Annotated in this window: 10 protein-coding genes; 2 read left to right on the top strand and 8 right to left on the bottom strand. The window is 60.4% G+C overall.

Annotation, left to right across the window (positions count from 1 at the left end):
• Together EOC06_RS20330 and EOC06_RS20325 are read left to right on the top strand one after the other, a co-directional pair.
• Positions 1-591 (top strand): DUF3592 domain-containing protein (locus EOC06_RS20330; RefSeq protein ID WP_128308624.1); only part of this gene is annotated, 591 nt, incomplete at its 5' end.
• 75 nt (positions 592-666) lie between these two features.
• Positions 667-1,287: a hypothetical protein gene (locus tag EOC06_RS20325; RefSeq protein WP_128308623.1), complete on the top strand. Its 621-nt coding sequence runs from the start codon at positions 667-669 to the stop codon at positions 1,285-1,287.
• Between the two features lie 19 nt (positions 1,288-1,306).
• On the opposite strand, the gene pqqE is transcribed toward EOC06_RS20325, so the two are convergent.
• The 8 genes from pqqE to EOC06_RS20280 all read right to left on the bottom strand — a co-directional run bounded on the left by pqqE (position 1,307) and on the right by EOC06_RS20280 (position 8,851).
• The gene (gene pqqE / locus EOC06_RS20320) at positions 1,307-2,428 is read right to left on the bottom strand and encodes a pyrroloquinoline quinone biosynthesis protein PqqE (RefSeq protein WP_128308622.1); all 1,122 of its coding nucleotides are present in this window, start codon (positions 2,426-2,428) and stop codon (positions 1,307-1,309) included.
• Positions 2,425-2,718, bottom strand: a complete 294-nt coding sequence (pqqD, locus tag EOC06_RS20315) for a pyrroloquinoline quinone biosynthesis peptide chaperone PqqD (RefSeq protein ID WP_245469844.1) — start codon at positions 2,716-2,718, stop codon at positions 2,425-2,427. The genes pqqE and pqqD overlap by 4 nt, the downstream gene beginning before the upstream one ends.
• The gene (gene pqqC / locus EOC06_RS20310; protein WP_128308620.1) at positions 2,718-3,476 is read right to left on the bottom strand and encodes a pyrroloquinoline-quinone synthase PqqC; all 759 of its coding nucleotides are present in this window, start codon (positions 3,474-3,476) and stop codon (positions 2,718-2,720) included. Before pqqC ends, pqqD begins: the two co-directional genes overlap by 1 nt.
• Positions 3,473-4,411 (bottom strand): pyrroloquinoline quinone biosynthesis protein PqqB, encoded by a 939-nt coding sequence (pqqB, locus tag EOC06_RS20305; RefSeq protein WP_128308619.1) that lies wholly within the window; start codon positions 4,409-4,411, stop codon positions 3,473-3,475. Before pqqB ends, pqqC begins: the two co-directional genes overlap by 4 nt.
• Before the next feature lie 415 nt (positions 4,412-4,826).
• Positions 4,827-5,387, bottom strand: a complete 561-nt coding sequence (locus EOC06_RS20295; RefSeq protein WP_127267403.1) for a PQQ-dependent catabolism-associated CXXCW motif protein — start codon at positions 5,385-5,387, stop codon at positions 4,827-4,829.
• Positions 5,384-6,277, bottom strand: coding sequence for a substrate-binding domain-containing protein (locus EOC06_RS20290; RefSeq protein ID WP_127322056.1), 894 nt, complete (start codon positions 6,275-6,277; stop codon positions 5,384-5,386). The genes EOC06_RS20295 and EOC06_RS20290 overlap by 4 nt, the downstream gene beginning before the upstream one ends.
• Positions 6,249-6,773, bottom strand: a complete 525-nt coding sequence (locus EOC06_RS20285; protein WP_127327544.1) for a c-type cytochrome, methanol metabolism-related — start codon at positions 6,771-6,773, stop codon at positions 6,249-6,251. The genes EOC06_RS20290 and EOC06_RS20285 overlap by 29 nt, the downstream gene beginning before the upstream one ends.
• 176 nt (positions 6,774-6,949) lie before the next feature.
• Positions 6,950-8,851: a methanol/ethanol family PQQ-dependent dehydrogenase gene (locus EOC06_RS20280; protein ID WP_128308618.1), complete on the bottom strand. Its 1,902-nt coding sequence runs from the start codon at positions 8,849-8,851 to the stop codon at positions 6,950-6,952.
• Between the last annotated feature and the right edge of the window lie 162 nt (positions 8,852-9,013).

The following is a 9,013-nucleotide window of genomic DNA, read 5'->3' as shown; positions in this document are numbered from 1 at the left end:
GTGATCGAGCGCACCCTGCCGGACGGCGCCTTCAAGTTCATGGTCCAACTCTCGGCGGGATTGGCGATCGGCGCGGTTGTGCTGGTGTTTTCCGTCGGCGGTGTTCTGGAAGCGATCGGGCCGCATTTGCCCAAGCCGCAGAATCTCGGTGCCGCGGCGTTGCTGCTTTTTATGGGCTTGTTCATCCTGAGCATGGGTTTCGCCCAGAAAGCGTTGGCCGAGCAGGCGGCAAAATGGCCGATCGTGGTTGGCCGCATCGACACTTCAGGTCTGCAGGCGCTCCGAAACCATTCAGGCTATGGCCGCTGGCGCACCGTCTTCAAATCCCGAATCGTCTACTCCTATGGCGTCGCTGGCCAGCGCTACAGCGCCGATCGTGTGGCCTTCGGCGCCACCGTGACTGCCTCGCTGCCGGGCCTCGTCGGCGGCCAGGCACGGCAGTATGTCGAAGGCAGCAAGGTCGACGTCCACTATGACCCCGCCAACCCCGGCTCGGCGGTGCTCGAATGCCGGGTCCGGGGGCTTTGGCTGCTATGGATCTGCTCGGCAGGCTTTCTCGGTGGCGCGGCCTTTCTGCTCGGGCTGGTTTGAGCGTGCCAGCCGACTTCCCCAATGCCAATCCAGACGGCTCCTCATGGGATGCCTTTACCTAAACAGGATGCAGCGATGAATAGCGCCATGAGATCGATCATCTGGGCCTGCGCCCTGCTTGCATCCGCGACAATGTCCGCGATGGCAGACGAGCCGGCGCCGTCGCGCTCGCCGATCGACAAATGCGTCTGGGAAAGGTTGTCTGACAAAAATATCGGGCTGGCCGCCTGGGCGCAACGCTGCGACTTCGGCTTCCGCCAGATTCATTTCGAATTCGCCGACAACGCGCTTGCCATCAAATACAGCGACGGCGGCGCGGCCGATCCTCTCGTCGAACTGTTCGACATCATATCAGGTGAAACCGCTGAGGCTGCTTTGCGTCGCCTGTTCCTGGAAAAGACCGAAAAGGCCGTCAGCGCCCGCTGTGTGCTGACGCCTTACACGCAGGGCACGGAGCCTGCAGGCGTCAAACGCTACTCATTCAGCCCTGACGCCTCCTATGCGGAAGAACTCAAAGCGCTTGCCAGTTCCGACGAGGTTCCCGAACCGCCCTGCGGCGACTGGGGTGAAATGCCTGACGGCATCCAGTATTTCGAGGTGCCGGCGGGTGAGGGGCACAGGCTTCTGTTTGTGCGCATCGGCCAGGACGAGCCATTGTTTGACGAGCAGACGCTTCGCGTTTTCCGGAGGGGGTGAGAAGCGCTTTCTCACCAGGTCAGACGGATTCGGTCATGGCACCGATCCGCCGGTAGACGAATGATTCTTCTCTCGAAGGGGCTGTGGCAATGCGCTTGGCTTCGTCGATCAGCATTGCCATGCGAGCATGGATCGGCGATTTCGCGCAAGCCGGGTCCGTTGCAGCGGCATCGCCGGCGATCGCCATCGCCTGGCAGCGGCAGCCGCCCCAGTCGATCTCGCGCCGCTCACAGCCGCGACAGGGTTCCTGCATCCAGTCCGTGCCGCGAAAGGCATTGAACCCCGGTGAATCGGCCCAGATCGAGGACAGCCTGCGTGGTTCGAAACGCTCGAAGCTGAGCGACGGGATCGTCTGTGCGGCATGGCAGGGCAGTACGGTGCCGTCAGGCGTCACCATGAAGGCGTCCCGCGCCCAGCCGCCCATGCACGGCTTGGGATAGATCGCGAAATAGTCCGGCGTCACAAAATCGATGTTGATGATGCCGGCCAACCGCTCCTGTGCCTCCGCGACGATCTCCGCCTGCCTGTCGACCGCTTCCCGCTCGGGCATCAGTTGGTCGCGATTGGTCAACGCCCAGCCGGCATACTGCACATTGGCGATCTCGAGCCTCTCCGCGCCCAGCGAAAGGGCGAGATCGATGAATTCCGGCACTTCCTCGATGTTATGGCGATGGATCGGTGCGTTGATGGTAAGAGGCAGACCGGCAGCGCGCGCGCGGCGTGCCGTTTCCAGCTTCTTTTCGTGAGCGCCCTTGTGGTTGCCGATGCGATCGGTGGTCGCCGGACGCGCGCCCTGAAAGCTCAGTTGCAGATGGTCGAGGCCGGCTTCGGCAAATGCCTCGATACGGCCCTCGACGATGCCAACGCCCGCGGTAATCAGATTGGTGTAGACGCCGCGCCCCGCAAGCCCGGCGATCAATTGCTCGAGGTCGCGGCGCAGTGTCGGCTCGCCACCGGACAGATGCACCTGGAGCACTCCCAGATCGGCGGCCTCCGAGAACAGGGCGAGCCAGGTCTCAGTGTCGAGTTCGCGATTGGCCTTCAGCAGTTCCAGCGGATTGGAGCAATAAGGGCATTGCAGCGGGCAGCGATGCGTCAGTTCCGCCAGCATGCCGATTGGAGGGAGGAGGGGCGTGCTCATAGCCTCACCAGCAGCTTGTCCGACCATTCCTGCAGGAAGGCGATGACGTCGGTCGCCACGGCCTCCTGTTCGGCCTCATAATCCGCGGCAAGGCCAGCAATGATATCGCCTGCCGTTGACCGTCCATCGCAGCGGCGCAAAATATCGAGACTGACATCGTTCGGCCAGAATATCTTTTCGGGTGAAAGCACGGCGAATGCCTGCCGCACGGAATCGTACTGTATGCGCACGTGCTTCGGCAGCGAAGGTATCGACCGCAGCGACACCACGGCTCTTTCGCGCAGCGCCATCATAGGGCTGCCTCGGGCTGGAAGGCGCCGGGCGGTATGTTTCCCTGCTCGCCATAGGCGTGTTGAAGCGCATCAAGCATGGCCCAGAGTATATCGCATTTGAACACCAGTGCATTGATTGCCTGCTGCTGGCGCTCCGCCGTATCGGCGTGGCTGAGCACGTAGACGAGGGCGAAGTCGGCGTCACGTGAGGCCTGTTCGGGCCGTTGCCTGAAATAGGCCAGCGTGTCCTCGGTGATGTAGTCGTATTTGGCCAGCATTGCCGGCACCCGCTCGCCGATGATGAGTGGCGAGAACATCTCGGTCAGCGAGGACGCGACCGCCTCGAACAACGTCCGGTTTGTACAAAAGGAAAGGTAAGCGTCCACCGCGAAGCGCGTCGCCGGCAGTGCCAGCCTTTCGCTCTTCACGGCCTCGGCGTCCAGGCCGAGCGAAGTTGCCAGATGCAGCCAGCGCGCGATACCGCCGCTCCAGCCGTCCTCGCCGTCATGATCCTCGATCCGCTTGCGCCACGCGGCGCGAAACGCTGGATCCTCGGCATGCACGAGTATCATGGCATCCTTGCGCGGGATGACCGCCTGATAGCAATAGCGGTTCAGCGCCCAGGCCTTCATCTCGGCCTTCGACAATGCGCCGCTGGTCATCCTGTGGTGAAAGGGATGGCGATTGTGATAGCGCTCGGCGCCAACCTGCCTCAACACGGCTTCGAGAGCGCTCGTGGAGAGTCCGCCTTTGGCTGCATCGCGGAAGTCGCTCAAAATCCCATCTCCATACCGTCGCTTGCGATTTCCCAGCCGGCCGCCTTGACCGCCGCGTGCTCGGCGGAGTTCTCGTCAAGGATGGGGTTGGTGTTGTTGATGTGGACGAAGACACGGCGGCCGACCTTCACATCGGCCAAGCCGGCGATCGAACCCGATTCTCCCGAGATCGCCAGATGCCCCATGCGCGCGCCGGTTTTCTGACCGACGCCGGCGACGATCATCTCGTTGTCGGTATAGACCGTGCCGTCGAACAGAAGACAGGCGGCATCGGTGAGACGCGTGCGCAAGGCCGCATCGATGCGCGCGCAGCCCGGAATATAGAAGACGGAGCCGCGGCTGCCGATGCCGGCAATTCGGACTCCGATCGTATCACCTGCGTCGGCGCTGAAATTGGCATCCGGATGGTCTCTATCCTCCAGATAGAGTGCTATCTTCCCGGGCACTGGAAAGGGCTCGATCATTACGCCGGTCTCGCGGCCTTCTGCGTCGCAAATGGCCAATTCTTTCGCCGGCGGCAGGATGCGCCGCGGCACAAGCGCTGGATCGAGAACGTTGAAAATCGAATTCGCCTCCAGCGTCGCCAGAACCTGCGCCGTTGCATAGATGGCGAAAGGCTGCCGCTCGCGCAGGCTGAGCAGTCCAGCGATATGATCGACATCGGCGTTGGTCAGCACCACCGCGCGAATAGGCGTGGAGCGCAGCGGCGCATCGCCCACAGGCTGCAGTTCAGGTGTTGCAGCGATTTGCTGGCGAATGTCGGGCGAGGCATTGAAAAGAACCCAGCCGAACCCGTCCGCGGAGGCGGCGATACTGGACTGGGTTCGTGAATGCACCCCGGCCATGCCGGTGCGAGCCGCACGACTCAGACGGTAGTTGCAGTTCCATTGCGGAAAGCCGCCGCCCGCCGCCGATCCGATGATCCTCAAATGCATGAAAATGCCCGCGCGCCGGCTTCTCTGACCTGCAGGCAATTTGCAGTCACAAAAAACGCTTCGCGCGCTTTGCGTGCGTCAAAATCTTTCACGAAAATCCCATGCGGCGAGGGGATGCGCGCCCCTGTCGCCAGGGACGCGCACCTCTGCGGCCTACTTCTTGGGAGTAATTTCAGCAGGCAGATACCGTGAAATTTCGAAGCCAGCGGCAACCTGACACATGGTCGGTTTTTTCCAGTTCTTCTTCATGACATTTCTCCTCTTATACCAGCCCGAAGGGACCGATCCTGTCGTTAGCCAACCATTGCAGGGCACCGACGCAATGGCTCGTCCATCAAGTCTAAAAATGGACAAATGAAACAATAGGTTTTGAAAAGTTGAAAACAAACTATCGAGAATAATTGCAGTCATTACTTCAATTGTTCGTTGTATAGGGTTTTTTCTCCTCCAGTGGAAGGTTTGCATCTTCCCACCCATCAGCGCCGAGCGGATACCAGATTACCGAACTGTAGCCCCACTCGACCGCCCGTTTCGCCGCATTCCACGACATCCAGCAATTCGTCATGCAGTAGAACAGAATCGCGCGCGACTTGTCCGTCCCGGCCTTGGCTTCGAGGCCTTGGCGAAAATAGCTGGCGGTCTCCTGCGAAATAGCGCCGTATCCCACATTGGCCAGCCATATGCTGCCTGGGATGTCCTTTCTGACCTTGTCCCTCCATATGGTTCCTGCCGGCAAATTGGTCGGTTTGGGCGTGTCCGGCATCACGTCGAAGAAGATCGCCTTTTTCGCCCGCCACAGCGCTTCCGCTTCCACCGTCGTCACCACCCTCGCGCCTTGCAGCGTCCGCGGCACCGGCGCCCGATAGTCGTCCATCCGGAAACCGCTGGGTTCGGCGACATCGCCAGCCCATGTCGGCTCGGTCAGACCCAGAAGGCTCGCGGCGACCAGCAAGAAAATAGTCTCCCTTCCATTCATTGGGTAATCAGGTTGTCGTGTTCGTCGATCAGCGGCACGTTATAGCTCAGCAGGATCCTGGTGATCTCCGCCTGGTTTTCCCTGATCACCCGGTTGAGCGTCCGCTTCCATTCCTGGTCGGACGGACGTACGCCCATGGTAATGCGGTAAGACATGCGCGAGCCGGTTTTTTCCTTCACCAGTGGAACGATCGTCACATCAGCTCCGAGTTCCTTGGCATAGTAACCTGCCATCGGTCCCCACAGCACCGCCGCATCGATCTTGTGTGCCAGCATGTCCTTGATCATGACCTCCCCCATGGATGGGGTGACGCGCGTATCCACCGCAAGCGGATAGATCTTGGCGGTCCGCAGTAGCTTGTTGGCGGCCATGTTGGCGGTTGGCGGCGTGCTTTCAACGACGCCGATCGTCTTGCCCTTGAGTCTGGGATCCTCGATCGTTTCCACGCCTTCCATATCGTGGCTTTTCGGATGCACAAGCACATAGGCGGAGCGATAGTAGGCGTTGGTGTTCTGCACCAGCTCATCGCCCTGGGCATAGCCCATGATGATGTCGCATCGGTTGGCCCCCAACGTATTGCGCACGAAGCCGGTGATCGTGGGAAACCAGGTGTAGGAGACGGACTTGCGCCCGGTTTTCGCGGCAACCAGCTCTGCCAGCTTGTTTTCGAATCCTTCGCCGCTCTTGTCGGTGAAGGGCATATTCGAGGGATCGGCGCAGACGCGCAAGATGTCGGGATCGACCAGTTCTCCCGCCGCGCCAAGGCCGGCGCTTTGCGCATGCGCGTTCGACGGCAGCAAGGCGAGCGTGCCGAGGATCGGCAGAACGACGCGCAGCTTCAATGCATCGCGGCCAATCATGTCATCCACCCATGCAGGATGCTTCGGCATCCTTCGCCGCCTGGGCCTTGTCTTCGTGCTTGGGCGGCCGTCCGCGGGGCGCCGCGCCATCTGCGCGCGCGCGCAGGTAGATGTAGAGGTCGTCCATGTAGCAATAGACATTCTTGTTGTCGCCAAAGGCAGGCATGACGTTTTCCTTGCCGCCGCCGACATTCTTGCGGCCTTCGGCGACGATCGAGAGGAACGTGCCGTAATCCATGTTTTTCAGGCTGTTGACCAAAGCCGGCGCATAGCTCGAACCTGTTGCATCCTGTCCGTGGCAGACATGGCAATCGGAGTGATACCGGCGGTAGCCGCTGAACGTGTACCAATCGACGGTTCCGTTTTCGATCTTGTAGGTCGGATTTCCATCCGCATCCAAATACTTGCCGCCTTCTTCCTTCACCGCCTTGGCTTTTTCCATGCTGTCGTCGGCCTGGGCGACGCCTGAGCTTGCCAGAGGCAGCAGAGCCAGGACCAAAGCCGAAATTACAATGCGAACGGACATTCAAACTTCCTTCATTTGCCAATGGACACGGTTTTGCTGGCGCGACCGGCATTGATCGGTGTTTTGGGTGCGTAACCGAATCGAGAGCCCGGCCATGGCTTCCGGATGATCCGGGCTCTCGTTCTTCAAGCCTTTGGTCTCACAAGACCTGAGGCGTTCTCAAGGTTCCCAGCTCATCAATCCGGGAGACCGAAGACGGTGAGCTGACCGCCCAGCGTCGTGTAGTCGGCAAGTGCCGCGTAGCCACCGACGGCACCAAGACCAGCGGTGCCAACGACGGCGGCCTCATCGCCTTGGGCACGGCCCTGATCGACGGCGCCATGCCAGGCAGCGGCGTTATCAGGCGAAAGCAGGCCGCCTGCCAGGCCAATACCTGCCCAGCCGCCAACACCCGACAGAACGGCGATGTACTGCTTGCCGCCCTGCTCGTAGGTCGTGATGTTGCCGATGATGCCGGACGGGGTCTTGAACTTGTAGAGTTCCTTGCCGTCCTTATCGACCGCCTTGATGTAGCCTTCGAGTGTACCGTAGAAGACGACGTCGCCATCCGTGGCCAACGCGCCAGACCACACCGAGAACATCTCGGGCTTCGACCAGACGATCTCACCCTTGGCTGCATCCCAGGCAATGAAGTTGCCCATGCTGCCGTCGCCGCCAGGGGCCGGGTACATCGACACGGTGGCGCCAACATAGGGCTGACCGGCGGTGTAGCTTACCTTGTAAGGCTCATAGTCCATGCAGACATGGTTGGTCGGGACATAGAACAGCCCGGTCTTCGGCGAATAGGCCGCCGGCTGCTGGTCCTTCGTTCCAAGCGCCGCCGGGCAGATGCCCGTCGAGTTGGTGTCTTCGCCGTTCTGCTGGGTCGAATATTTCGCCACGACCTGCGGGCGGCCATACTGATCGCTCTTTGGGTCCATGTTGACTTCCGTCGCCCAGTTCACTGACGGATCGTATTTTTTGGCGACGAGAAGGTCGCCGCTGGCGCGATCCATGGTGTAGGCAAAGCCGTTGCGGTCGAAATGCACCAGCACATCGTGATTGGCGCCGTTGACCTCCATGCCGTCGACGAGGATCATCTCATTGACGCCGTCATAGTCCCATTCGTCATGCGGGGTCATCTGGTAGAGCCATTTGGCAACACCGGTGTCCGCATCGCGGGCCATGATCGTCATCGACCAGCGATTGTCGCCGGGGCGTTGTACGGGGTTCCACGTCGAGGGATTGCCGGTGCCATAGTAGACCAGGTTCAGCTTGGGATCATAGGAATACCATCCCCATGTCGTGCCTCCGCCTGTCTTCCACTGCTCGCCTTCCCAAGTGTTCGTGCCGGAGTCCTTGCCCACCGGCTTGCCGAGATGCGTGGTCTTTTCGGGATCGATCAGGGTGTCTGCGTCCGGACCTTCCGAATAGGCTTTCCAGGCGAGTTTGCCATCTTTCAGATTGTAGGCGGCCAGCCAGCCGCGAACACCGAATTCGGCGCCGGAGACGCCGATGAGCACCTTGTCCTTGACGACGACGGGGGCAGCCGTACCGGATTCGCCTTTGCCGCCATCGGTCTGGTCACCGTTCTTGACCGACCAGACGACCTTGCCGGTCTTCGCATCGAGGGCGACGACCGTGGTGTCGGCCTGATTGAGAATGATCTTGCCGTCACCATAGGCAACACCGCGATTGACCGTATCGCAACACATGATCGGAATGACGTTGGGATCCTGCTTGGGTTCGTATTTCCAAAGGATCTTCCCGTCGTTCTTGAGGTCGAGCGCAAAGACATTGTTCGGGAAAGGCGTGTGGACATACATCACATCGCCGATGATAAGCGGTCCACCCTCGTGGCCTCGCAGCACGCCGGTGGAAAAGGTCCACTTGACCTGCAGGTTCTTCACATTGTCCGCAGTAATCTGGTTGAGTTTGGAATAGCGGGTGTTGGCGTAGTCACCCGTCTGCATTGCCCAGTTCTTCGAATCGGAAGCCAGCTTTGCAAGGTCCTCGTTAGCCGACGCCGTATAGGCCGCGCCGAGCGACAGAAACGCCGCAGTGGTTAGAATATAGGTAGCTTTCGTAAGTACACGCATCCGAATTCCTCCCGAGGTTCATAGTGATGAATCATTTGCTGAGCCCACAAGGGCTTGCCCAAGCGATTCACGGGGGGGGAAATATTTCCGGCAGCGTGTCACGACCTAAGCCAGATGTGCAGAGGGCACCGTTACTGCCCACCTCACCTTGGCCTACGAAAG

It is taken from the genome of Mesorhizobium sp. M7A.F.Ca.MR.362.00.0.0, from assembly GCF_004023175.1.
Lineage (GTDB): Bacteria > Pseudomonadota > Alphaproteobacteria > Rhizobiales > Rhizobiaceae > Mesorhizobium.
This window is presented reverse-complemented; position numbering and strand designations above follow the sequence as displayed.